General features: G+C 60.9%; 25 protein-coding genes. 13 read left to right on the top strand and 12 right to left on the bottom strand.

Translation table 11 applies throughout. The features are described 5' to 3' along the window. Nucleotides 1-38 precede the first annotated feature (38 nt). The 4 genes from yrbN to yedF all read left to right on the top strand — a co-directional run bounded on the left by yrbN (nucleotide 39) and on the right by yedF (nucleotide 3,627). A complete protein-coding gene (gene yrbN / locus ACSBQV_RS15520) occupies nucleotides 39-119 on the top strand; it encodes a protein YrbN (RefSeq protein WP_099032700.1) in 81 nt (26 codons plus the stop codon). Beyond that, on the top strand, nucleotides 109-2,031 hold the full coding sequence (locus ACSBQV_RS15515; protein WP_033641661.1) for a DEAD/DEAH family ATP-dependent RNA helicase: 1,923 nt from the start codon (nucleotides 109-111) through the stop codon (nucleotides 2,029-2,031). The genes yrbN and ACSBQV_RS15515 overlap by 11 nt, the downstream gene beginning before the upstream one ends. Before the next feature lie 145 nt (nucleotides 2,032-2,176). Then, the gene (yedE, locus tag ACSBQV_RS15510) at nucleotides 2,177-3,391 is read left to right on the top strand and encodes a selenium metabolism membrane protein YedE/FdhT (RefSeq protein ID WP_016929320.1); all 1,215 of its coding nucleotides are present in this window, start codon (nucleotides 2,177-2,179) and stop codon (nucleotides 3,389-3,391) included. Next, nucleotides 3,388-3,627 (top strand): sulfurtransferase-like selenium metabolism protein YedF, encoded by a 240-nt coding sequence (gene yedF, locus ACSBQV_RS15505; RefSeq protein WP_033641662.1) that lies wholly within the window; start codon nucleotides 3,388-3,390, stop codon nucleotides 3,625-3,627. Before yedE ends, yedF begins: the two co-directional genes overlap by 4 nt. 37 nt (nucleotides 3,628-3,664) lie before the next feature. Here yedF and ACSBQV_RS15500 read toward each other — a convergent pair whose 3' ends face one another. Then, nucleotides 3,665-4,678 carry a luciferase-like monooxygenase gene (locus ACSBQV_RS15500; protein ID WP_072626611.1) on the bottom strand — a complete coding sequence of 338 codons (1,014 nt, stop codon included), beginning with the start codon at nucleotides 4,676-4,678 and terminating at the stop codon, nucleotides 3,665-3,667. Nucleotides 4,679-4,910: 232 nt separating this feature from the next. Between ACSBQV_RS15500 and ACSBQV_RS15495 the strand changes: the two genes are divergently transcribed. The 5 genes from ACSBQV_RS15495 (at nucleotide 4,911) to ACSBQV_RS15475 (ending at nucleotide 10,068) form a co-directional block, all read left to right on the top strand. Beyond that, nucleotides 4,911-5,882 carry an HlyD family secretion protein gene (locus ACSBQV_RS15495; RefSeq protein ID WP_033638900.1) on the top strand — a complete coding sequence of 324 codons (972 nt, stop codon included), beginning with the start codon at nucleotides 4,911-4,913 and terminating at the stop codon, nucleotides 5,880-5,882. Then, complete coding sequence (locus tag ACSBQV_RS15490) at nucleotides 5,864-7,018, top strand: ABC transporter permease (protein WP_033651473.1); 1,155 nt, start codon at nucleotides 5,864-5,866, stop codon at nucleotides 7,016-7,018. Before ACSBQV_RS15495 ends, ACSBQV_RS15490 begins: the two co-directional genes overlap by 19 nt. Further along, complete coding sequence (locus ACSBQV_RS15485; RefSeq protein WP_016929316.1) at nucleotides 7,015-8,154, top strand: ABC transporter permease; 1,140 nt, start codon at nucleotides 7,015-7,017, stop codon at nucleotides 8,152-8,154. Before ACSBQV_RS15490 ends, ACSBQV_RS15485 begins: the two co-directional genes overlap by 4 nt. Before the next feature lie 569 nt (nucleotides 8,155-8,723). Beyond that, entirely contained in the window at nucleotides 8,724-9,512 is a 789-nt protein-coding gene (locus tag ACSBQV_RS15480) for an alpha/beta hydrolase (protein ID WP_099783284.1), read from the top strand. 13 nt (nucleotides 9,513-9,525) lie between these two features. Then, on the top strand, nucleotides 9,526-10,068 hold the full coding sequence (locus ACSBQV_RS15475; RefSeq protein WP_042783539.1) for a chorismate mutase: 543 nt from the start codon (nucleotides 9,526-9,528) through the stop codon (nucleotides 10,066-10,068). Nucleotides 10,069-10,196: 128 nt separating this feature from the next. On the opposite strand, the gene ACSBQV_RS15470 is transcribed toward ACSBQV_RS15475, so the two are convergent. Both ACSBQV_RS15470 and ubiU read right to left on the bottom strand, forming a co-directional pair. Beyond that, complete coding sequence (locus ACSBQV_RS15470) at nucleotides 10,197-11,075, bottom strand: U32 family peptidase (RefSeq protein WP_099783282.1); 879 nt, start codon at nucleotides 11,073-11,075, stop codon at nucleotides 10,197-10,199. 11 nt (nucleotides 11,076-11,086) lie between these two features. After that, nucleotides 11,087-12,082 carry a ubiquinone anaerobic biosynthesis protein UbiU gene (gene ubiU, locus ACSBQV_RS15465; RefSeq protein ID WP_033641666.1) on the bottom strand — a complete coding sequence of 332 codons (996 nt, stop codon included), beginning with the start codon at nucleotides 12,080-12,082 and terminating at the stop codon, nucleotides 11,087-11,089. A 258-nt stretch (nucleotides 12,083-12,340) separates the two neighbouring features. Between ubiU and ubiT the strand changes: the two genes are divergently transcribed. Both ubiT and ACSBQV_RS15455 read left to right on the top strand, forming a co-directional pair. Then, nucleotides 12,341-12,862: a ubiquinone anaerobic biosynthesis accessory factor UbiT gene (ubiT, locus tag ACSBQV_RS15460; protein WP_033644181.1), complete on the top strand. Its 522-nt coding sequence runs from the start codon at nucleotides 12,341-12,343 to the stop codon at nucleotides 12,860-12,862. Continuing rightward, nucleotides 12,856-13,359, top strand: a complete 504-nt coding sequence (locus ACSBQV_RS15455; protein WP_099783280.1) for a GNAT family N-acetyltransferase — start codon at nucleotides 12,856-12,858, stop codon at nucleotides 13,357-13,359. Before ubiT ends, ACSBQV_RS15455 begins: the two co-directional genes overlap by 7 nt. On the opposite strand, the gene ACSBQV_RS15450 is transcribed toward ACSBQV_RS15455, so the two are convergent. From ACSBQV_RS15450 to speFL, 4 genes are all read right to left on the bottom strand, one after another. Beyond that, nucleotides 13,346-13,651, bottom strand: coding sequence for a GIY-YIG nuclease family protein (locus ACSBQV_RS15450; protein ID WP_139319749.1), 306 nt, complete (start codon nucleotides 13,649-13,651; stop codon nucleotides 13,346-13,348). The two genes, ACSBQV_RS15455 and ACSBQV_RS15450, sit on opposite strands and share 14 nt — an antisense overlap. A gap of 86 nt (nucleotides 13,652-13,737) precedes the next feature. Continuing rightward, nucleotides 13,738-15,054 (bottom strand): putrescine-ornithine antiporter, encoded by a 1,317-nt coding sequence (potE, locus tag ACSBQV_RS15445; RefSeq protein ID WP_033648789.1) that lies wholly within the window; start codon nucleotides 15,052-15,054, stop codon nucleotides 13,738-13,740. Between the two features lie 62 nt (nucleotides 15,055-15,116). Beyond that, on the bottom strand, nucleotides 15,117-17,279 hold the full coding sequence (gene speF / locus ACSBQV_RS15440; protein ID WP_015376427.1) for an ornithine decarboxylase SpeF: 2,163 nt from the start codon (nucleotides 17,277-17,279) through the stop codon (nucleotides 15,117-15,119). Between the two features lie 273 nt (nucleotides 17,280-17,552). Beyond that, nucleotides 17,553-17,657 carry a leader peptide SpeFL gene (gene speFL, locus ACSBQV_RS15435; protein WP_004933443.1) on the bottom strand — a complete coding sequence of 35 codons (105 nt, stop codon included), beginning with the start codon at nucleotides 17,655-17,657 and terminating at the stop codon, nucleotides 17,553-17,555. A gap of 433 nt (nucleotides 17,658-18,090) precedes the next feature. Here speFL and ACSBQV_RS15430 point away from each other — a divergent pair, with 433 nt between their 5' ends. Next, nucleotides 18,091-18,531: a YhbP family protein gene (locus ACSBQV_RS15430; RefSeq protein ID WP_086580882.1), complete on the top strand. Its 441-nt coding sequence runs from the start codon at nucleotides 18,091-18,093 to the stop codon at nucleotides 18,529-18,531. A 30-nt stretch (nucleotides 18,532-18,561) separates the two neighbouring features. Further along, nucleotides 18,562-19,194 (top strand): NAD(P)H-binding protein, encoded by a 633-nt coding sequence (locus tag ACSBQV_RS15425; RefSeq protein ID WP_099783278.1) that lies wholly within the window; start codon nucleotides 18,562-18,564, stop codon nucleotides 19,192-19,194. On the opposite strand, the gene phnP is transcribed toward ACSBQV_RS15425, so the two are convergent. Genes phnP through phnL form a run of 5 tightly spaced genes read right to left on the bottom strand, consistent with a single transcriptional unit; the run spans nucleotide 19,151 to nucleotide 22,956 of the window. Next, nucleotides 19,151-19,933 carry a phosphonate metabolism protein PhnP gene (gene phnP / locus ACSBQV_RS15420; RefSeq protein ID WP_099783276.1) on the bottom strand — a complete coding sequence of 261 codons (783 nt, stop codon included), beginning with the start codon at nucleotides 19,931-19,933 and terminating at the stop codon, nucleotides 19,151-19,153. The two genes, ACSBQV_RS15425 and phnP, sit on opposite strands and share 44 nt — an antisense overlap. A 14-nt stretch (nucleotides 19,934-19,947) precedes the next feature. Continuing rightward, a complete protein-coding gene (locus ACSBQV_RS15415; protein ID WP_015376431.1) occupies nucleotides 19,948-20,550 on the bottom strand; it encodes a DapH/DapD/GlmU-related protein in 603 nt (200 codons plus the stop codon). Continuing rightward, on the bottom strand, nucleotides 20,547-21,116 hold the full coding sequence (gene phnN / locus ACSBQV_RS15410) for a ribose 1,5-bisphosphokinase (RefSeq protein ID WP_016929305.1): 570 nt from the start codon (nucleotides 21,114-21,116) through the stop codon (nucleotides 20,547-20,549). Before phnN ends, ACSBQV_RS15415 begins: the two co-directional genes overlap by 4 nt. After that, nucleotides 21,116-22,252, bottom strand: coding sequence for an alpha-D-ribose 1-methylphosphonate 5-triphosphate diphosphatase (gene phnM / locus ACSBQV_RS15405; RefSeq protein WP_033638888.1), 1,137 nt, complete (start codon nucleotides 22,250-22,252; stop codon nucleotides 21,116-21,118). The genes phnN and phnM overlap by 1 nt, the downstream gene beginning before the upstream one ends. Further along, nucleotides 22,252-22,956, bottom strand: coding sequence for a phosphonate C-P lyase system protein PhnL (gene phnL / locus ACSBQV_RS15400; RefSeq protein ID WP_099783274.1), 705 nt, complete (start codon nucleotides 22,954-22,956; stop codon nucleotides 22,252-22,254). The genes phnM and phnL overlap by 1 nt, the downstream gene beginning before the upstream one ends. Nucleotides 22,957-22,971 lie beyond the last annotated feature (15 nt).

Below are 22,971 nucleotides of genomic sequence, written 5' to 3'. Positions count from 1 at the left end.
CGTTTTATAATCTAATTTGAGCCGGTTCACACTTTTCAATGAAAATGACTGAAAATTTTCTCGACGAGTTATGTAGACTGGCTGCCATTATTAATGAGGCACGTGTACATGACGACTGAGTTTGAAACCTCTTTTGCTGATCTGGGGCTGTCTGCTCCAATCATTTCCGCCCTGAACGATCTGGGCTATGAAAAACCATCTCCGATCCAGGCTGAGTGTATTCCTCACCTGTTGAACGGCCGCGACGTGCTGGGCATGGCACAGACCGGTAGTGGTAAAACTGCAGCGTTCTCGCTGCCGCTGCTGCACAACCTGCAGGCAGACCTGAAAGCACCTCAGATCCTGGTGCTGGCACCGACCCGCGAACTGGCGGTTCAGGTTGCCGAAGCGATGACCGATTTCTCCAAACACATGAACGGCGTCAACGTGGTAGCCCTGTACGGCGGCCAGCGTTACGACGTGCAGCTGCGCGCTCTGCGCCAGGGCCCGCAAATCGTTGTGGGTACCCCAGGCCGCCTGCTGGACCACCTGAAGCGCGGCACCCTGAACCTCTCCAACCTGAGCGGTCTGGTGCTGGATGAAGCCGACGAAATGCTGCGCATGGGCTTTATCGAAGACGTAGAAACCATCATGGCTGAGATCCCGGCTGAACATCAGACCGCGCTGTTCTCCGCCACCATGCCGGAAGCGATCCGTCGCATTACCCGCCGCTTCATGAAAGAGCCGCAGGAAGTGCGCATCCAGTCCAGCGTCACCACCCGTCCGGACATCAGCCAGAGCTACTGGTCGGTCTACGGCATGCGTAAAAACGAAGCGCTGGTGCGTTTCCTGGAAGCCGAAGACTTTGACGCGGCGATCATCTTCGTTCGTACCAAGAACGCGACCCTGGAAGTGGCCGAAGCGCTGGAGCGCAGCGGTTACAGCAGCGCCGCGCTGAACGGCGACATGAACCAGGCGCTGCGTGAGCAGACCCTGGAGCGCCTGAAAGACGGTCGTCTGGATATCCTGATCGCCACCGACGTTGCGGCCCGTGGCCTGGACGTTGAGCGCATCAGCCTGGTTGTCAACTATGACATCCCGATGGACTCCGAGTCTTACGTTCACCGTATCGGCCGTACCGGTCGTGCGGGCCGCGCCGGCCGCGCGCTGCTGTTCGTGGAAAACCGCGAACGCCGCCTGCTGCGCAACATCGAACGCACCATGAAGCTGACCATCCCGGAAGTGGAGCTGCCGAACGCAGAACTGCTGGGCGAGCGTCGTCTGGCCAAGTTCGCCGCGAAAGTTCAGCAGCAGCTGGAAAGCAGCGATCTGGATCTGTACCGCGCACTGCTGACCAAACTGCAGCCGGAAGAAGAGCTGGATATGGAAACCCTGGCCGCAGCGCTGCTGAAAATGGCTCAGGGCGAACGTCCGCTGATCCTGCCGCCGGATCCGGTCTTCAAGCCGCGTCAGCGTCGTGAGTTCAACGACCGTGACGATCGCCGCGGCGACCGTCGTGACAGCCGCGACAGCCGTGACGGCGATCGTCCGCGTCGCGAACGTCGTGACGTTGGCGAAATGCAGCTGTACCGCATCGAAGTGGGCCGTGACGATGGCGTAGAAGTCCGTCATATCGTTGGCGCTATCGCTAACGAAGGCGACATCAGCAGCCGTTACATCGGCAACATCAAGCTGTTCGCTTCCCACTCCACCATCGAGCTGCCAAAAGGCATGCCGGGCGAGATCCTGAATCACTTCACTCGCACTCGCATCCTGAACAAGCCGATGAACATGCAGCTGCTGGGCGATGCACAGCCGTTCGAACGTCGCGAGCGTCGTGACGGCGGCAACGGCGGCGAGCGTCGCGGCAACGGTCGTCCGTTCAACGGCGAACGTCGCGAAGGCGGCCCACGTCGTTCCTTCGGCGAACGTCGTGAAGGCGGTAACGGCGGCGAGCGTCGTGGCGGTAACTACAACCGTGACGGCAAGCCGGCGCCACGCCGTGATGACGGCGCACCGGCGGCACCACGTCGTCGTTTCGGCGACGCGTAATCGCCGATTCTCCGTTCGCGGTGAGCGCTCTGAAAAACCAGCCTGCGGGCTGGTTTTTTTATGCCTGAAAATTGCCGTCAAACGCCCCTGAATGGCGTATCATTCATAAGGTTTTTTCTTACGGATGATATGCACGGGAGATGCCATGAGTTGGCAGCAGTTCAAATCTCAATACCTGGTGCGCTTTTGGGCGCCGCTGCCGGCGGTGATCGCCGCCGGGATCCTCTCTACCTACTACTTCGGCATGACCGGCACCTTCTGGGCGGTGACCGGCGAATTCACCCGCTGGGGCGGCCATGTGCTGCAGTGGTTCGGTCTGCACCCTGAACAGTGGGGCTATTTCAAGGTGATCGGTTTGCAGGGCACGCCGCTGGAGCGCATCGACGGGCGCATGATCATCGGCATGTTCGCCGGCTGCATCGCCGCCGCGCTGTGGGCCAACAACATCAAGCTGCGTCAACCGCAGCATCGTATTCGCATCGTGCAGGCGCTGCTGGGCGGCATCATCGCCGGTTTCGGCGCGCGCCTGGCGATGGGTTGTAACCTGGCGGCATTCTTCACCGGCATTCCTCAGTTCTCGTTGCACGCCTGGTTTTTCGCGCTGGCGACCGCCGCCGGTTCTTACTTCGGCGCCAAATTCACGCTGCTGCCGATGTTCCGCATCCCGGTCAAATTGCAAAAGGTGAAGGCCGCCGCGCCGCTGACGCAGAAGCCTGAGCAGGCGCGCCGCCGCTTCCGGCTGGGCATGGCCGTCTTCGGCCTGGCGGTGGCCTGGTCGCTGTGGACGCTGTTCGATGCGCCGAAGCTCGGCATCGCCATGCTGTTCGGCATCGGCTTTGGCCTGCTGATCGAACGCGCGCAGATCTGCTTCACTTCGGCGTTCCGCGATCTGTGGATCACCGGCCGCACTCACATGGCGAAAGCCATCATCATCGGCATGGCGGTGAGCGCCATCGGCATCTTCAGCTATGTGCAGCTTGGCGTGGCGCCGAAGATCATGTGGGCCGGCCCGAATGCGGTGCTGGGCGGTTTGCTGTTCGGCTTCGGCATCGTGCTGGCCGGCGGCTGCGAGACCGGTTGGATGTACCGCGCCGTGGAAGGGCAGGTGCACTACTGGTGGGTGGGGTTGGGCAACATCATCGGCGCTACGCTGCTGGCCTATTACTGGGACGACCTGGCGCCGGCGCTGGCGACCGACTACGACAAGATCAACCTGCTCGATACCTTCGGCCCGATCGGCGGCCTGCTGGTGACTTACCTGCTGCTGGCGCTGGCCTTCGCCGCCATGCTGTGGTGGGAGAAACGCTTTTTCCGCGCCCGGCCTGAGGCGCAGGTGGTGAATTTGAGGAGCATGCCATGAAAGCGACAACGATAGTGCCGGACTACCGGCTGGACATGCTGGGCGAGCCTTGCCCGTACCCGGCGGTGGCGACGCTGGAGGCGATGCCGCAGCTGAAGCCGGGGGAGATCCTGGAGGTGATCAGCGATTGCCCGCAGTCGATCAACAACATCCCGCTCGATGCGCGCAACCACGGCTACAAGGTGCTGGATATCCAGCAGGACGGGCCGACCATTCGCTACCTGATCCAGCGTTAACGCCAGGGCGGTGGGGATCCCACCGCCTCTTCGCTTTTTAGCCCTTCACGATGTCGCCCTTCACGCCGGCGACGATCTCGAACGAACGCAGCCGCGCCTGATGATCGAAAATCTGGCCGTTGACCATGATCTCGTCGGCATCGGTTTCACGCAGCAGCGTTTGCAGCCCGTGGCGCACCGTTTTTTCATCGCCGACGATCGACATCCGCAGCGCCTGCTCGACGCCGTATTGCTCGCCGGCGGTCCACAACGCGTGAATGTTATCCACCGGCGGCGGCAGCGGGCCGGGCGAACCGCGACGCAGATTGATGAACTGCTGCTGCATCGAGCTGAACAGGAAGCGCGCATCGCGGTCGCTGTCGGCGGCGATCACGTTGACGCACACCATGGCGTGCGGCTGCGCCAGCTGTTTGGACGGTTTGAAGTTCTCGCGGTACAGCTGCAGCGCCTGGAACAGCATATCCGGGGCGAAGTGCGAAGCGAAGGCGAACGGCAGGCCGAGCTGCGCCGCCAGCTGCGCGCTGTAGAGGCTGGAACCGAGCAGCCAGAGCGGCACGTGCAGCCCCTGGCCCGGCACCGCCTGCACCGGCTGGCCGGGCTGCGCGTCGCAGAAGTAGTTTTGCAGCTCCTGCACGTCGCGCGGGAAGGTATCCACATCGCCGGACAGGTGGCGGCGCAGCGCCATCATGGTGCGCTGATCGGTGCCGGGCGCGCGGCCAAGCCCCAGATCGATGCGCCCCGGATAGAGCGACTCCAGCGTGCCGAATTGTTCGGCGATCACCAGCGGCGCATGGTTCGGCAGCATCACGCCGCCGGAGCCGAGGCGAATGCTCTGGGTGCCGGCGGCCAGATAGCCCAGCAGCACCGAGGTGGCGGCGCTGCCGATGCCGGTCATGTTGTGGTGCTCGGCCAGCCAGTAGCGCCGGTAGCCCCAGCGTTCTGCGTGCTGCGCCAAATCCAGCGAACAGTGGAAAGCGTCGCGCGCCTTGGCCCCTTGCGGGATTGGCGATAAATCCAGTACCGAAAGCGGTACGGCAGTGTGTTCAGTCATGACATCGTCCATCAGAGAGTGGATCGCTTAAAGGGCGATTGCAGGAGTCTGCATACTAAAAGGCCGAAAAAAAGATGCTTTTTAGTGTTAAAAGCATAATCCAATTTATAGTTATAAAAGAGGAGATATGTGCTTGTGATATCCTCATGAGTGCAATGGTGTTTTTTGGAGCAATTTGAAACATGGAAATGATGATCCCCGCCCGCCGCTTACCGTTCCGGGAGCCGATATAATGAAAAAAAAGACGCTGTTTACCCTGTTGCTGATGTTGGCGGCGATCGCATTGGCGATCCTGTTCCGCGCGCACAATCAGGATCTGTTGCTGCAGGGTGAAGTGGATGCCCCCGAAGTGATCGTCGCATCCAAGGCGAAAGGCCGGGTCGTTGAACGCCTGATCGAACGCGGCGACGACGTGAAAAGCGGCCAACTGATCATTCAACTCGATAGCCCCGAACTGATGGCGCAACTGCGTTCCGCACAGGCGACGCGCGACGAGGCCAAGGCGCAGCTCGAGCTGTCGCTGCACGGCACCCGTGAAGAGAGCATCCGCAACCTGCGCGCCAACCTGGCGCAGGCCGAGGCGCAGTACCGCAATGCGCAAAACGACTACAACCGGAACCTGAGCGTGGCCGGCAAGGGCTATATCTCGAAGTCCGAGCTGGACGCTTCGCGCCGGTCGCGCGACACCGCCTTCCAACAGGTGCAGGCCGCCAAGGCCAATCTGGATGAAGGCATCAACGGCGACCGCGTCGAGCAGCGGCAGCAATATGCGGCGGCGCTGCGGGCGGCGGAAGAGAACCTGCTGCAGATCCAGGCGCAGAGCGACGATCTGCAGGTGAAAGCGCCGGTAGACGGCGAAGTGGGGCCGATCCCGGCCGAGGTGGGCGAATTGCTGAACGCCGGCAGCCCGCTGGTGACGTTGATCCGGGTGCCGGACGCCTACTTCGTGTTTAACCTGCGTGAAGACATCCTGGCCCACGTGCGCAAAGGCGACAAGGTCAAGCTGCGGGTGCCGGCGCTGAAGGACAAAATGATCGACACCGAGGTGCGCTACATCGCGCCGCTGGGGGATTACGCCACCAAACGCGCCACCCGCGCCACCGGCGACTTCGACCTGAAAACCTTCGAAGTGCGCCTGTATCCGTCACAGCCGGTGGACGGCCTGCGTCCGGGGATGAGCACCTTATGGCAATGGAAAGAGTAAGGGCTGGCTGGCGCTGCTTCAGTCACGCGTTCGACAAAGAGTGTCGCGTCGCCTTTCGCAGCCCGGTGGTGCACTGGCTGAGCTGGATCTTTCCGCTGATCCTGTTTGCGCTGATCAGCAGCAACTTCTCCGAAGGCACGCTGCTCGATCTGCCGGTCTCGGTGGTGGACAGCGATCACAGCCCGCTGTCCAAATCGCTGACGCGTCGGCTGGATGCCGGTTCGCACGCCCACGTCGAGGCTTACGGCGGCGGGTTGCCGGAGTCGCTGAGCCGCCTGCGCAGCGCGCAGGATTACGCGTTGCTGTATATCCCGCCGGACCTTGAGGCCAACGCGCTGTCGGGCAAACAGCCGAGCGTGGTAATGTACTACAATGCGTTGTTCTACGGCGCCGGGCTGTACTCCACCCAGGACTTTGGCGGCCTGATGAACGAAATCAACGCCAGCACCCGCAGCATCATCGCCACCGAGATGGGCAAGACGCTGCCGCCGTTGGCGGACGTGACGCTCTCCTACGGCAGCCTGTTCAACGCCAGCGGCAGCTATATCTATTACCAGCAGTTCGCCGCCACCATCCATCTGCTGCAGCTGTTCGCGGTGACCTGCATGATCTACGTGCTGGCGCGCAGCAAGTCGCTGCTGCAGGCCAAGCCGTTCAGCCTGGCGCTGCTCGGCAAGCTGGCGCCGTACACGCTGTGTTTCACCACCCTGCTGATGGTCGAGATCGCGGCGCTGGTGGGCATCTTTGACGCCCGCGTCAGCGGCAATCCCCTGTTTATGCTGATGATCGGCCTGTTCTACGTGATGGCGGCGCAGAGCATCGGCCTGCTGCTGTACACCTTTACCGGCAGCACCATCACCGCGTACAGCCTGATCGGTATTTTGGTCAGTATCGCGATGACCTTCTCCGGCATGGCGGTGCCTGAGCTGTCGATGCCGTTGCCGGCGCGCATCATTTCCAACATCGAACCGCTGACCCACGCGCTGTACGCGATGTTTGACGTGTTCCTGCGGCAGGTGCACGCCAGCGCCATCTTCAGCGTGTGCGCGCTGCTGGCGGTCTATCCGCTGGTGGCCGCGCTGCTGGTGCGCAATCGCCTGCCGGCGCGGCTGGAAAAAGAGGGGAACGCCGGATGAAGCTCTATTGGCAAACCTTCGTTAAAGTGCTGCTCGGCATGCTGGAGCGGCCGGTGTGGCTGATGCTGATCCTGTCGCTGTGCATCATGAGCCTGGTGTACGCCAACCGCACGGTGTGGGATCTGCCGGTGGGAGTGGTCGATCAGGATCACAGCACCGCCAGCCGGCAGCTGATCCGCCAGCTGGACGCAACCTCCAAGATAGCGATTGAAACCTACGACAGCCTGGAACAGGCGCAGCGCGATCTCAGCTGGCGCAAGCTGTTTGCGGTGATCATCATGCCGGTGGATCTGGAGAAGAAGATCCTCAGCGGGCAGAACATCGTGGTGCCGGTCTACGGCGACGCCACCAACCGCCTGGCCAACGGCCAGATCCAACAAGACGTGGTGGCGGCCTATCAGCAGCTTCTGACGGAGTACAACAACGGGCTGCTGCTGCGCAGCGGCTTCAGCGAACGGCAGGCGCAGATACTGCTGACGCCGATACTGGGACAAACGCTGGACGTGTTCAACCCCGGCATCAGCTTTGCGGCGATCATCTTCCCCGGCCTGCTGGTGATGCTGTTGCAGCACTCGTTGCTGATCGCCTGTATCCGCGTCAACATCGCCATGAAGAGCATGCCCGGCGGCAAGGCGCCGCTGGCGGCGCACCTCGGCGGGCTGACGGCGCTGCTGCCGATCTGGCTGTTTCTGTCGATCGTGCTGTTCGTGCTGTGGCCGTGGGTATTGGGCTATAGGCAGACGGCGAACATCGCTGAACTGCTGCTGCTGACCTTCCCATTCCTGCTGGCGGTATTGGGGCTGGGCAAGCTGGTGACCGAGTGCCTGCGCAGCGTCGAGATGATCTACCTGACGCTGGCGTTCATCACTACGCCGGTCTTCTACCTGTCCGGCACCATCTGGCCGCTGCAGTCGATGCCGGCCTGGGTGCGCGCCATCTCGTACAGCATTCCCTCCACCTGGGGCACCAAGGCGATCGCCGGCGTCAACCAGATGGGGCTGTCGCTGAATGAAGTGTGGGGCGACGTGGTGATGATGCTGATACTCGGCGTGGTCTACACCCTGCTGGGCTTCGGCGTGGCCTTCTTGCGCAACAGCGTGGCGCTGCGCGGGATGTTCAGGAAGCGGCGGGCGTAAGGGGGAGGCATTGATGCCTTTCCCGGTGACGTCAAAAGATAATTAATCCAATGGGTTATTGCGTTATTCCCGCGGACGGCGGGGATAACGCAAAGCGACCACAACCCGGCAATCGGGTTTTGGCCGCGCATAAACTCTCCTCGCTAACGGCACGCAGCAACCCCTTCTTGAAATTCGGTCTGGCCCGCCGACAATCACGCACGCCTTCAATCACGCCTGTTTGTGTTGCAGTGGTATGTTCTCTTTTTGATAAGGCTATTCCTAATTCTTTCAACCTTATCATCCCTAAAAAATAACCATTCGACTATTTAGCCAAAAGTGATATTTGCCGGGATAGAACATTGCTTATCCAATTTTAATTGTTATATTTCTATTTCGCCCAAAATGATTAAGTTTTCTTAATTGTTTATGTGTGTGATGAACTCCTCGGGATTTACGATCTTAGCGTGCGGAAATCATTAATTGTAGGATAATTAAATGGATTGCTCGCTCATAGTCACGAGATTGGTCTGTAAACGGGATGTTTCAGATAGGTGCCGTTATGTAACAAATATGAAGGAGCATGATGTATGACGGGTAAATTAAGCGTTCAAACGGTTCTGTTTGAATATCATGGACAAAAACATAAGGTCTTCCTGGCATGCGATAAACGGCATGTTGGGTGCAACGAATTAAATCCGTTGTATTTTTTAGATGCCAACAGACACTTTGAGACCCTAATTAAGGCGGGTTATCACGGTGATGATGTATCCCCTGTGCTTTATATTGGAATCGGTTATCAGGAGGGGGTCGATATTAAGGCGGCTCGCACATTCGACTATACGGTGAGCGATGGCAGCGAGCGCTTTAAAGACGGGGGCGGAGCGGAGCAATTTTATCGATTTATTCAGGATGTCGTCAAACCGTGGGTCGAATGTCGTTTTAAGGTCAATAAGCAAATGCAAACGCTGGCGGGGCATTCGTTTGGCGGGCATTTCACCTTATATGTGGCGTTTCATCATCAAACGGCTTTTCAGCGCTATGTTGCCGCCAGTCCCGCGCTCTGGTGGGCGAATGGCGCGGTGCTGCCCGAAGGCGACGTTAAGCTTGCCGCAAGCATTGATTGGTTATCGCTGCTCTTAGGCAGCCGCGAGGAGCGGGCGGAGCCGGACAGTACCGATCTTGAGAAAGAGATCTTCCAGCGCATAGGGGATAACCCAAGGTTGAATGTCAGGAATCTGGCGTCGCAGTTAGTGAAAGACGGCGAGCGCTGCAGCTTCGAGTTTCTTCCCGGGCGCAAACATCCGGCGGTGGCAAAAGATTATGCACGCATAGCGAATTTCGTTGCGAGCCAAAAACCACTGCCAACAGGGCTGTGACAGGAGAGGTTAAATGGATTTTAAAGTGACGAGAGGGTTGCTGCTTTTGGCTGGATTATTTTTCTCTATCACGGCGGTGGCAAAGCCTGTTCAAACCGACGAGACCGCCTCATTGATTAACCAGCGATTGTCTTACATGAAAGACGTTGCCGGGTATAAGGCAAACAACCATCTGGCCATTGAGGATTTGCCTCAGGAGGCCAACGTATTGGCCAACTCAGTCCGCGAGGCGGAAGCATTGGGATTGGATGGCAAGTCGGTGGCTCCTTTTATACAGGCGCAAATGGATGCGGCCAAAGCGATTCAGTATCGCTACCGGGCAGACTGGCTGTCGGCGCCGGAAAACGGCTGGCAGCCTGAATCGCTGGACAGTGTGAGAGCGAAAATCAGCCGGCTGAATACCCAGATTTTGACCAGCGTCAGCAATAAATTGAAGAAAGGCGAGCGCTTTAATGACAGGTTTGTTTTTATGAAATCCCTGGAACAAACCCACCTGAAAGTTGGCGATAAAGAACGCCTGTGGCAGTCATTAAAGCGAATTGCGTTGAAAGGGTAATCGCCTGCCGTTGTTCTGACTGAATGCGCCCGATGTGTGGTTTCGGGCGCATTCTCCTCACGGGCGGCCAGCCGAATAATGGCGTTGAAAGGCTCCTCTGGCGAGGGAAAGCCCGGTGCCGGCCTCCATCACCCCACCAACGCCAACCCGGCCACGCGGCGCCAGTAGCCGTTGCAGTCGGCGTGGTCGGTCAAGGCCAGCGGCTGCTCGCCGCGCTCGTTGGCGCGGAAGGCATCGATCTGCGCCAGCGTCTCGGCGCCCTGCGGCGACAGCCGCACGATGTCCACCAGCCCCTGCATGTTCGGCAGCTCGTTACCGAGGTTATAGCAGTAACCGCTCATCGTCTGGATGCCGTTGAGTACGAACACCTGCTGTTGTTCCTGCGAACGCATCATGCGGCCCTGCGGATACTTGATGCAGCAGGTTTCGCACTCGTCCTTGCCGCGGTTCTCCGAGCGGGCGGTGAAGCAACGCGCGGAATAGGCCAGCGGCAGATGGCCGTAGCTCAGCACCTCCACCTCGAAGTCGTGGCGGAAGCCCAGCTCGTCGCACTGCGTCAGCAGATTGGCCAGCCAGTCGCGCGACAGCTCGACCGGCATGCACCAGCGGATCATGCCCTGGCGGCGCAGCAGGCGCAGGGTATAGGCGTTGTAACAGTTCAGCGCATGGCCGGCGACGAACGGCAAGCCGCGCTCCGCCGCCATGTTCACCGCGCCCAGATCGTTGGCTTCAAACAGGAACTCGCCGTTTTCCACATAGCGTTTCAGCTCATTCAGTTCGGACGGCGCCTGCAGCAGCGCCAGCGTGGAGATCACCACCTGTTTACCGCTGCGGGCGATTTCGCGCGCCAGCGCCAGCCAGTCGCTGACCTTCATCTCGCGGCGCTTGGCGCAGACGCTCTCGCCGAGATAAATGATGTCGGCGCTGCTGTCCGCCGCCTGTTGATAGAACGTTGCGATGTCGTTTTTCGGCCAGTAGTAGAGTACCGGCCCGAGTGCGTATTTCATGTTTCCTCCGGCTACTGCCATTTGCGGTGATAAGCGCCCAGCGTGGTTTGGGTGCCTTCGGACATCGCGCCCAGCGTCTCCATCCAGGCGGCGTCGGCGCGGTAGGCGGCCGGATCGGCCTGGCAACGGTCGATCGCCTGGCGCCAGACGCGCGCCACCTGGCTGACGTAAGCCGGGCTGCGCTGGCGGCCTTCGATCTTCACCGAAGCGATGTTGGCGGCCAGCAGCTCCGGCAGCAGCTCCAGGGTATTGAGGCTGGTGGGCTCTTCCAGCGCGTGGTAGCGCACGTCGTCCACCAGATAGCGGCCCTTGCAAAGCGTCGGGTAACCGGCGTTTTCGTGGTCCTGATAGCGGTCGATCAGCACGTCGTTCAGGCGCGACTCCATGCCCTGTGCGGTTTGCTGCCAGCGCACGAAACGCGCCGGCGAACAGGCGCCGACGGTGTTCGGCGACTCGCCGGTCAGGTAGGAGGAGAGGTAGCAGCGCCCCTCGGCCATGATGCACAGGCTGCCGAAGGCGAACACTTCCAGCGGCACCGGGCTGGTGCGCGCCAGCTGTTTCACCTGGTGCATCGACAGCACCCGCGGCAGCACCACCCGGCCGACCTCGAAGTTGCGTTGGTAGAAACGGATCGCCTCCTCATTGGTGGCGGAAGCCTGTACCGAAACGTGGCGCTCCAGCTGCGGGTAGCGTTGGGCGGCGTATTCCAGCATCGCCAGATCCGCCAGAATCAACGCGTCGGCGCCCAGTTGGGCGGCCATGTCCACCGCGCGCTGCCAGCGGGCGTAGCCGTCGGGATGGGCGAAGGTGTTGATGGCGATATGCAGTTTGCGGCCGTGGCGATGCACGTAATCGACCGCTTCCTGCAGCTTTTTCTCGGTGAAGTTGAGGCCGGCGAAGTGGCGCGCGTTGGTATCGTCTTTCAGCCCGATGTAAACGGCATCGGCGCCGTTATCCACCGCGGCCTTCAGGGCCGGCAGGTTGCCGGCGGGACAAAGCAGCTCCATAGATTTATCCTGGCTTAGCCGTGCGCCCGGCCGGGCGCACGCTGTCTTTAAAGGTTGCCGGCGGCGGTGTTCCGCCGGCAAACGCGAATCGGGGAGGCCATTTTAGGCAAAGGGGCATGCACAGGTTTTGATTTGAGGCAGCTTATGGCGTATTGATAAACATGGCGGTGAAATGCACTATTTGTTGATATAGACCGCTGAAGCCGCGCGCTAGTGTGGCAAAATAGCGGTAGTCCGTATTGAAAGGAGTGGATGACCGTGTTGGAACAACTACGAGCACGTCTTGTGCGCCAGGGGCCGTCGCTGCTGCGCATCCCGCTGAAATTCACGCCGTTCGCACTGCAGCGCCAGTTGCTGCAACAGGTGCTGAGCTGGCAGTTCCGCCAGGCGTTGGCGGATGGCGATCTGGAGTTTCTCGAATCGCGCTGGTTAAAGATCGAAGTTCGCGATCTGGCGCTACAATGGTTTATGACGGTAGAAAACGACAAACTGGTGGTCAGCCAGCACGCCGAAGCGGACGTCAGCTTCAGCGGCGATGCCAACGATCTGATCCTGATCGCGGCGCGTAAGCAAGATCCGGATACGCTGTTCTTTCAGCGTCGTCTGCAGATTGAAGGGGATACCGAATTGGGCCTGTACGTGAAAAATTTGATGGACGCCATTGAGCTGGAAAGCATGCCTGCGCCGCTGCGCATGGGGCTGTTGCAGTTGGCTGATTTTGTCGAGGCAGGGCTGCAGGAGGGCACGGCGTCGGCTTCCCGTGTGGCGGCATCATGCTGATCCGCGTAGAGATCCCGGTAGACGCGGCGGGCATCGATGCCTTGCTGCGCCGCGCCTTTGGCCGCGACGACGAAGCCGATCTGGTGCAGCAGCTGCGCGAAGACGGCCTGCTGACGCTGGGCGTGGTCGCCACTGACGACGAAGGCGGCGTGGTGGGTTACGCCGCGTTCAGCCCGGTAGACGTGGCCGGCGAAGACCGCCAATGGGTGGCGCTGGCGCCGCTGGCGGTAGATGAAAGCCTGCGCCGCCAGGGGCTGGCTGAAAAGCTGGTGTACGAAGGCTTGGATTCGCTGAACGAATTCAGCTACGCCGCGGTGGTGGTGCTGGGCGATCCGGCCTATTACGGCCGCTTCGGCTTTAAACCGGCCGCCGCCTATGGCCTGCACTGCCGCTGGCCGGACACGGAAAGCGCATTCCAGGTGTATCCGCTGGCGCAAGACGCTCTGAATGGCGTCAGCGGCGAAGTGGCTTTTTCGGCGCCGTTTAATCGCTTTTAACGACCGGCAATAGATACTCCAACGACAGCGGCGGGTGATTCACCAGCCGCTCTTTTTGTATTTTGCTCAGCTGCTTGACGCGGTATTCCAGCTTCAGCGCCGTTGAGCGATCCCCCACCTGGCAGTGAAACGCCAGCGTCAATTCCCCTTTGCCGCGCAGCGCCTTGGCGCCTTTGCCGGCCTGATGCTGCGCCAGGCGGCGCGCCACGTCGGTGGTGATGCCGGTATACAGCATGCCGCTCGGTAAACGCAGCATGTAGAGGTGCCAGGGAGTGGGGGTAGTGTCGGTCATCGTACGCCGTTTCGGTGGCCAGGGTCGGCGTATGATGGCATGTTCGCCGTCACAATCCCATCCCCGGCCGCCGGAGCCTTACCGCTTTACCCCTTTTTTCCCGCCAGCTCGAAGCGCGGCGAGACGATGCCGTACAGCGTCCAGCCGAGGAAGGTGGCGATGGCGCCCCACATCATCGCTTCCTCACCGGAGCTGTAAAGCGCATAGAAGCTGTACAGCGCGCCGATGCCGGCGATGATATTGGCGATGCGCGCCTTGTTGTCCGGTACCTTCGCCACTTTCTGAATAATGACCAGCGCCGCCATCGACAGGATGTAAGGGATGATGTTGGTCACCACCGCCAGGTTCACCAGCACGTTGAACTGCTTGTTCAGCGACGGGCTGATGGTCATCAGAGACAAACCGCTCTGGATGACGACGATGGTCAGCATGCCTTTAACCGGTGCGTCGGCCTTGCTCAGCTTGGAGAAGATTTTCGGGAAGAAGCCGCTGTCGGCGGAGGATTTGAACACCTGGGCGATGGTGAACTGCCAGCCGAGCAGCGAGCCGACGCAGGACATCACCATCAACGCCATGATGATCTTGCCGACCGTCGGATTGAACATGTGGGAGAACGCCAGCCCGAACGGGGCGGTGGAGTTGGCCAGATCCATGTTTGGCACGATGCCGGCGATCACGTTGGTCGAAACGATATAGATCACCGCCGCGCTGAGTGTGCCGCCCAGTACGGCGATCGGCACGTTGCGCTCCGGATTTTCCACCACGTCGGTGTTGGCGCAGGCGGATTCCAGCCCCAGGAACGCCCACAGGGTCATTGAGATCGAGGCGCCAATGGCTTCGAAGGTCGGCACCTGATGCGGGTTCCAGGCGGCGACGTAGGCACTGCCGCTGAACCAGTACCAGCCGATGACCGAGATGCCCACTACCGGAATGATCACGCCCCAGACGGTGATGCCGCTGATTTTGCCGGTGATGCGCGCGCCGCCGAAGTTAGCGACGGTCGCCAGCCACAGTACGCCGATGGTGGCGATACAGATACCGAGCGGGCTGAGCGTGGTGTCGAACAGCTCGGTGCCGTAGCCGACGGCGGAAATGGCGATGGCGATATTGGCGATCAGCAGCGAAACGCCGTAGGTGTAGTTCGCCATGAAGTTGCCTGATTTACCGAAGGCGTATTCGGCGTAGCCGCCCATGCCGCCGGATTTACGGCTGAACATGCCGCATTTGGCGAACGCGTAGGCCAGCGCCATCGAGCCGACGGCGGTCACCAGCCAGGAAACGATCGAAATCGTGCCCACTTCGGCCAGCTTGGTCGGCAGCATAATTATGCCGGAACCCATCATATTCACGGCGGTCAGGATCGTTAATTGCACGACCCCCATTTTATTGTTGGACTTACTCATGATCATTTTCTCTTTTAGGATGCGATCCGGGCGGCGAGAATAATCGCCGCCCCGTAAGGTGATTAATTTTTCATGACGTAGCCGTAAGCGCGGTTCCAGCCGTCCTCATCCTGTTGGATATAAACGCCCTGCAATTCCGGCGCGAATCCCGGCAATAAGTTGATGCCTTCTTCCAATGCCAGGAAATAACGCTGCGCGGCGCCGCCCCAAATTTCACCGGGAACCACGCACAGCACGCCAGGAGGGTAAGGCAGGGCGCCTTCGGCGGCGATGCGCCCCTCGGCCTTGGCCAGCGAGACCAATTCCACGTTGCCGCGTACAAACTCGGTATTGGCGTCCTGCGGATTCATCACCACGCGCGGGAAATAACTTTTGCGGAACATCTCTTTTTGCAGTTCTTTAACGTCGTAGCTGACGTAAAGGTCGTGCATTTCCTGGCACAGCTGGCGGATGGTGTAGTTTTTGTAGCGCTGCTGGTGGTTTTTATAGACCGCAGGCAGCACCTCGCTGAGCAGGGAGTTTTGCTCGATGTGCTTCTCGAAGCGGGCGATCAGGGCCACCAGGTGTTGCATCTTGGCGATGTCTTCCGCCGGCGTCAGCAGGAACAGGATCGAGTTGAGATCGCATTTTTCCGGCACGATGCCGTTTTCGCGCAGGTAGTTGGCCAGAATGGTCGCTGGGATGCCGAACTCGCTGTAGCTGCCGGTCGCGGTATCGATGCCCGGCGTGGTGAGCAGCAGTTTGCACGGATCGACGAAGTACTGCGATTCGGCATAGCCCTCAAAAGCGTGCCATTTTTCGCCGGGCACGAAGTTGAAGAAGCGCAGATCGTTGGCCATCGCCGCGGTGTCATAGGCTTGCCACGGCTTGCCGTCGATCTGATCCGGCACGAACGGTTTGATCATCGTGCAGGTATCCAGCAGCATTTTGCGCGCTTCGATGCCCACGCGCACACATTCTTGCCACAGGCGCTGGCCGCTCTTGCCCTCGTGCATCTTGGCGTTGACGTCCAGCGCGGCGAACAGCGGATAGAACGGGCTGGTGGAGGCGTGCAGCATAAAGGCGTTGTTGAAGCGCTTGTGGTTGCAGTAGCGGCTCTGCCCCTTGATATGCTTGTCTTTTTTGTGGATCTGCGAGGTTTGCGAGAAGCCGGCCTGCTGTTTGTGCACCGACTGGGTGACGATGATGCCGGGATCGTTCTCGTTCAGCTCCAGCAGCAGCGGAGAGCAGTCTTTCATCATCGGAATGAACTGTTCATAGCCCACCCAGGCGGAGTCGAACAGGATGTAGTCGCACAGGTGGCCAATCTTGTCGACCACCTGGCGGGCGTTGTAGATGGTGCCGTCGTAGGTGCCGAGCTGGATGATCGCCAGGCGGAACGGGCGGGCTTCGTTGGCGCGTTCCGGCGCCACTTCGCGGATCTGCTGGCGCAGGTAGCGTTCGTCGAAGCAGTGCGCGTCGATGCCGCCGATAAAGCCGAACGGGTTGCGGGCGGTCTCCAGATACACCGGCGTAGCGCCGGCCTGGATCAACGCGCCGTGGTGGTTGGATTTATGGTTATTGCGGTCGAACAGCACCAGGTCGCCGCGCGTTAGCAGGGCGTTGGTCGCCACCTTGTTCGAGGCCGAGGTGCCGTTGAGCACGAAGTAGGTTTTGTCGGCGTTGAATACCTTGGCGGCGTGCTGCTGTGCGGCGCAAGGCGCGCCTTCGTGGATCAACAGATCGCCCAGTTTGACGTCGGCGTTGCACATGTCGGAGCGGAAAAGCGTTTCGCCGTAGAAGTCGAAGAACTGGCGGCCCGCCGGGTGTTTGCGGAAGAACTCGCCGCCCTGGTGGCCGGGGCAGGCAAAGGTGGCGTTGCCCATTTCCACATACTGCGTCAGCGTGTTGAAGAACGGCGGCAGCAGCTCGCTCTCATATTTGGCGGCGGCGGCCTCCAACTGTTTGCCGTAGAACTGGGTATTCTTGCCGCACAGCTCAAACACGCCGTGCAGCGCCGGCAGTACGGCGTTATCCAGCTCTTCTTCGCAGCAGACGGCGACGAACAGCGGAATGTTCAGGCCGTGCTCTTCGATGCGCGCCACCATGCCTTGCGCGACGTCGTCTACCGACAGCACGATGGCGGCGACGTCATTGAAATCGCTGTGATGCACATCGACGATGTCGCGTTCAGTTTCAAAGCAGCCGAGGGTTTGGGTGTTGGCGGCAATTTTTAATTTTTTCATTTTTCTCATTCTTCAGGCAAAGGCCGTCCGCCGGCAAATAATTCCATTTGCCGTTAACGCCTTCACGAAAATAAAGGTGTGCGAGAACCCAGCGATGCCGAAAGGCATTAACTGTGTTCGCTGTTTTATTTAGTTTGGATGCGCTTGGCCGAAATTAAAAATGAATTGCGTGTCCTTCCCGGTTAGCGAGAAAAAGACATTATCACCGGAGTACGGAGAATAAATTGAAACGCAAAGACACTCTTATTAACGGCGTAAGAGCGAGGGGGAGGGTTATCTGTAGTTGAAGAATGCGAAGCTAAAGCAGCTGCGATGAGCCATCATCATAATATGGGTTGTGCGCCTGATGTGCGCCATTTTTCGGTTATTGTTTTCCATTTTCTAATCCACCTTGCTGAGTGAAAAGATGGCGCTATTTTAACGCAAGATGGGCAGGAAATCGTGATTTTCATCACATAAATGCCGGTGATTTTAAATAACTATTCACTCGTTATGCAGTGCGTTGCATAAAAGCCGTTTAAATGCGCATGTGGGCATGTAAATAAATTGCTAATCGGCACCGGGCAGACGCGCTAAATTTGCGTGCCGTCTGGATAGGAATAAAAGAACGGCGCAATTAATCGGTTACCTAACGATCAAATAAATCCGGTTTGTTTTTTTTATGTTATAAGCCCGCCTGACGCTTGAGTGAGTAAAAATTCATGTATAGTGATTTTGTATTCATGGGTGATTTTTGAGGATTATCGTTATTTGTGACTCGCCTCAACAACGCAGGGTAAGATGCGGCGAGTGAACCGGGAGGCGATTGACTTTGAATACCCCAGAACAACGGCAGCAGATTGCGGATTTCATCGGCAAACAACATGTCTTGACGCTGTGCGCCGGCGACGGCCTCGACATGTGGTGCGCCAACTGTTTTTACGTGTTCGACGCCGCGGCGATGGCGCTGTGGCTGATGACCGAACCGCACACCCGCCACGGCGGGCTGATGCTGAACAACGGCCGGGTGGTCGGCACCATCGCGCCGAAGCCGAAAAGCATCGCGCTGATCCGCGGCGTGCAGTACCGCGCCGAGGCGGTGCTGCTGAGCGGCGAAGAAGCCGAGGCGGCGCGCGCGCGTTACTGCAAGCGCTTCCCGATCGCCAGGGCGATGAAGGCCGCGGTTTGGCGGTTGGATCTGCACGAGGTGAAGATGACCGACAACACCCTCGGCTTCGGCAAGAAGCTGCATTGGGCGCGGTCTATACTTTAAGTCGACGTATTGATTACAACGGGAGATTGCATGGCGCGAGCACTGTTAGTCGGCGCAACCGGGCTGGTGGGGCGCGAGTTGTTGCAGCTGTTGCAAAGCGATCCGCAGGTAACGGCCATCGTGGCGCCGACGCGCACGCCGCTGCCGCCGCACGGCAAGCTGACCAATCCGGTCGGCGATGCGCTGTTCGAGCTGCTGAGCGGCCTGCAGCAGCCGGTCGATCTGGTGTTCTGCTGCCTGGGCACCACCCGCCGGGCGGCGGGCAGCGCCGATGCCTTCCGCTATGTCGATTATCAACTGGTGGTGGAGAGCGCGCTGACCGGCCGCCGCTTGGGGGCGCAGCACTGTCTGGTGGTGAGCGCGTTGGGCGCCAACGCGGATTCTACCTTCCTGTATAACCGCACCAAAGGCGAGATGGAGCAGGCGCTGCGCGAACAGCGCTGGCCGCGCCTGACGCTGGTGCGTCCTTCCATGCTGGTGGGGGATCGCCCTGCGCCGCGCCTGATGGAGCGCCTCACGCTGCCGCTGTTCAGATTGCTGCCCGGCAAATGGCGCGCCGTTTCCGCCAAAGACGTGGCGCAGACGCTGCTGCAGCAGGCGTTTACGCCGGGCGAAGGGGTCAGGGTGCTGGAGTCGGATCGGCTGCACTGCTACCGAGGCTGACGCTGAGGTGATCGAACGCCAGCTCCAGCCCGGCGGGCAGTTCGTTGTCCAGCAGCCACCGATCGAGATGATGGCTGATGTGCGTCAGCAGCGTGCGGTTGGGCTGCAGCAACCGCTGCGTCTCCTGAGCGCGGGTCAGATCGTTGTGGTTGCGCGGCGCCTGCGGCTGCGGCGGCAGGCTGCAATCGAGCACCAGCAGATCCAGCGCCACGTTTTGCAGATAGTCGGCGGTGGCCGGCGGCAGGCCGACGGTGTCGGTCAGGTAGGCCAGCGCAGCGCCCGCCGCCTGGATCAGATAGCCGTGGGTCAGTTTGGAGTGTTGCAGCGGCAGCGGGGTGATGCGCATGCCGCCCAGCTCGACGGTGGCGAAGGGCGCTAACGGCGGCTGAAACGCCAGAATGCCGGGGTGTTTGAACAGATCGTCGCAGCCCTGTTCATCCGGCGGGCCATACACCGGAATGGAATTTCCGCACCCCCAACGCAAAGGAAATAACCCCTGAACGTGATCCATGTGGTAATGTGTCAGTAAAAAACGTTGAATTTGCCCCGCCGAAAATCGCCGCTCCAAAGCCGGCAATCCTGCATCCAATAAGGTCGTTTCCCCCTGATAGTTGAGCATGGCGCTGCACGCTCGCCGCCGAAATGCCGGCTCGCGCCGCGCCCGTTGGCAGCTCAGGCAGTCGCAGCCGAACACCGGCACCTGCTGCGCGCCGCCGGTGCCGAGAAAGGTCAGTTGCATCGCTCCCCCCTCCGTTAAAGGTACTTCTGCGCAAAGCGGTTGATGTCGCGAAAATCCGCCAGCCGCGCCTGCAGCGTGGCGTGATCCCAGTGCCACCACTGGCTGCGTTCGATACGCTCTATCAGCGCATCGTCGAAGCGCATGCCGATCTTTTTGGCCGCCACGCCGGCGACGATGCTGTAAGGCTCCACGTCCTTGGTGACCACCGCCGCGCTGCCGATCACCGCGCCGTTACCGACGCTGACGCCCGGCATCAGGATGGCGTTATGGCCGATCCACACGTCGTGGCCGACGGTGACGTGGTGCTCGCGCCGCCAGTCGAAGAACGCCGCGTCGTCTTCCCCCAGCCCGTATTCGGAAGCGCGATAGGTGAAGTGGTGCTGCGCGATGCGCTGGTAGGTCGGGTGGTTGCCGGGATTGATGCGCGCATAGGAGGCGATGGAAACGAACTTGCCGATAGTGGCGTAAAAAATCTGGTTGTGCCCGGCGGTGTAGGAGTAGTCCCCCATCTCCACCTCTTCCAGGATCGCATCGTCGGCCAGATGCACATACTGGCCGAGCCGGGTGCGGTTAAGGGTCACGTTGTCGCCGATTTTCGGCTGGGCAAAGTCGTTCATGGCGTCGCATCCTGAGCTTGTCGGGTGGCGGTTGGCAGCAGCGCCAACAGCGCCGCCAGGGTATCGTCGAGTGGGCCGTCGTTGTGCAGCACCCGGCAGCCGGCGGGCAGACTCTGCTGATATTCCGCCGCCCGCGCCAGCCGCTGCTCGATCTGTTCAGCGCTTTCCCGTCCGCGATCCTGCAGGCGCCGGCGCAGGATCGCGGCGTTGACCTGCAGGCATACCGGCAGCAGCTGCGCACCATAGCGCTGCTGCGCCTGCGGCAGGTGGGCGCGCGAACCGTTGACCGCCACGTCGATCCCCTGCAGCAGCCAAAGATCCACTTCGATCCCGAACGCGTAGCGCTGCTGGTGGGCCTGCCAGTCGAGCGCGAATAGCCCCTTGGCGCGGCGGCGCAGAAATTCGGGTTCGCTCAGCGCGATGTGATTCTCGCAGCCGGCGTCCGCCGGCCGGGTGATGTAACGGTGCGCCACCAGCGGCGCGCGGTCGGCGTCGGCCCGCAGCGCGGCCAGCAGGCTGTCCTTGCCTGCGCCGGAAGGCCCCATCAGGTAGATGAGCCGCGCCATCAGAACACCTGCCTGCCCTGGCGCCACACGTTCTGCACGTAAACGTGCTCGCCGTGCGGCCGCGCCAGCACCAGATCCGCCCGCAATCCTTCGGCGATGGCGCCGCGATCCTGCAGATCCAGCGCCCGCGCCGGGTTGCGGGTGATCATGCGCACCGCCTGGGGCAGATCGTAGGCGTTGCGCTCGTCCGCCGCGAGGCGAAACGCCGCGTCCAGCAGGCTGGCCGGGTAATAATCGGAAGAGAGAATATCCAGCACCCCCAGCGCCGCCAGGTGGTGCGCCGCCACGTTGCCGGAATGGGAGCCGCCGCGCACGATGTTCGGCGCGCCCATCAGCACCTGCAGGCCCTGCTGGTGCGAAGCGCGGGCGGCCGCCTCGGTGGTGGGGAACTCGGCGATGGCGCTGCCCAGCGCGCAGGATTCGGCCACGTGCGCGGCGGTGGCGTCGTCATGGCTGGCCAGCGAGATGCGGCGCGCGCGGCAGTGGGCGGCGATCGCCTCGCGGTTCGGCGCGGCCCAGCGGGCGGACAGGGCGACCTGCTGCGCCTCGTACTCGCTCATCTGCTGATCGTTGAGGTGGTATTTGCCCTGATAATATTCGCGGTACTTTTCGCGCGAGGCGAACTGGCGCTGGCCCGGCGAATGGTCCATCAGCGACACCAGCGACACACCCGGCTTGTCCATCAGCTGTTCGAACAGCGGCAGCGTGCTCTCGTGCGGCAGCTCGCAGCGCAGGTGCAGCCGGTGCTCGGCGCGGTTCACCCCGGCGCGCTGGCTGTGGATCACCGCGTCGATCATCTTCTGCAGGTTTTCCAGCCGGTGGCCGCCGTCGCGCACGTCGCCGATCGCCACCGCGTCCAGCACCGTGGTGATGCCGTTGGCCACCATCAGCGCGTCGTGGCTGCTCATCGCCGAATGGGCCGGCCAGTCGACGTTCGGGCGCGGGGTAAAGAACTTGTCCAGGTTGTCGGTGTGCAGCTCGATCAGCCCCGGCAGCAGCCAGCCGCCGTCGCCGTCCAGCGCCTGCGGCAGCCGGCTCGGGCCGTCGGCGAAGCTGCGGATCACGCCGTCCTGCATCTCCAGCGAGCCTTGCACCACCTGGTCATCCAGCACCAGCTTAACGTTATTGACGATCATCAGAGGGCCTCCAGCGCCTGTGGCGCCTGCATGTCATAAAGCCGGTCGGCGACCCGTTGGCGGACGCCTTCATCATGGAAAATGCCGACGATCGCCGCGCCGCGCGCCTTGGCGCGTTCGATAAGCTGCACCACCGCCGCGCTGTTGCGGCTGTCGAGCGAGGCGGTCGGTTCGTCCAGCAACAGAATGGGGTAATCGACGATAAAGCCGCGCGCGATGTTTACCCGCTGCTGCTCGCCGCCGGAGAAGGTGGACGGCGCCAGCGGCCACAGACGCTGCGGCACGTTGAGCGCAGCGAGCAGCGCTTCGGCGCGGTCGCGGCACTCGGCGCGCTCGACGCCCTGTTCCAGCAGCGGCTGCATCACCACCTCCAGTGCGCTGATGCGCGGGATCACCCGCAGGAACTGGCTGACCCAGCCCAGCGTATGGCGGCGCACCGCCAGAATCTGGCGCGCGTCGGCGCTGACCATGTCCAGCCAGTCGCCCTGGTGGTTGATCCAGATATGGCCGCTGTCCGGCAGGTAGTTGGCGTACAGCGAACGCAGCAGGGTGGATTTGCCGCTGCCGGAGTGGCCGTGCAGCACCACGCATTCGCCGCCGTGGACCGTCAGGTTGGCGTCGTGCAGCACCGGCAGGCGGGTGCCGTACTGCTGGTGCAGCACAAAGGTTTTACTGAGATGTTCAACTCGGATTTGCATAGTCATCTGTTATCGCCTTGG

It is taken from the genome of Serratia sp. B501, from assembly GCF_051172315.1.
GTDB classification, from domain to species: domain Bacteria; phylum Pseudomonadota; class Gammaproteobacteria; order Enterobacterales; family Enterobacteriaceae; genus Serratia; species Serratia ureilytica.
This window is presented reverse-complemented; position numbering and strand designations above follow the sequence as displayed.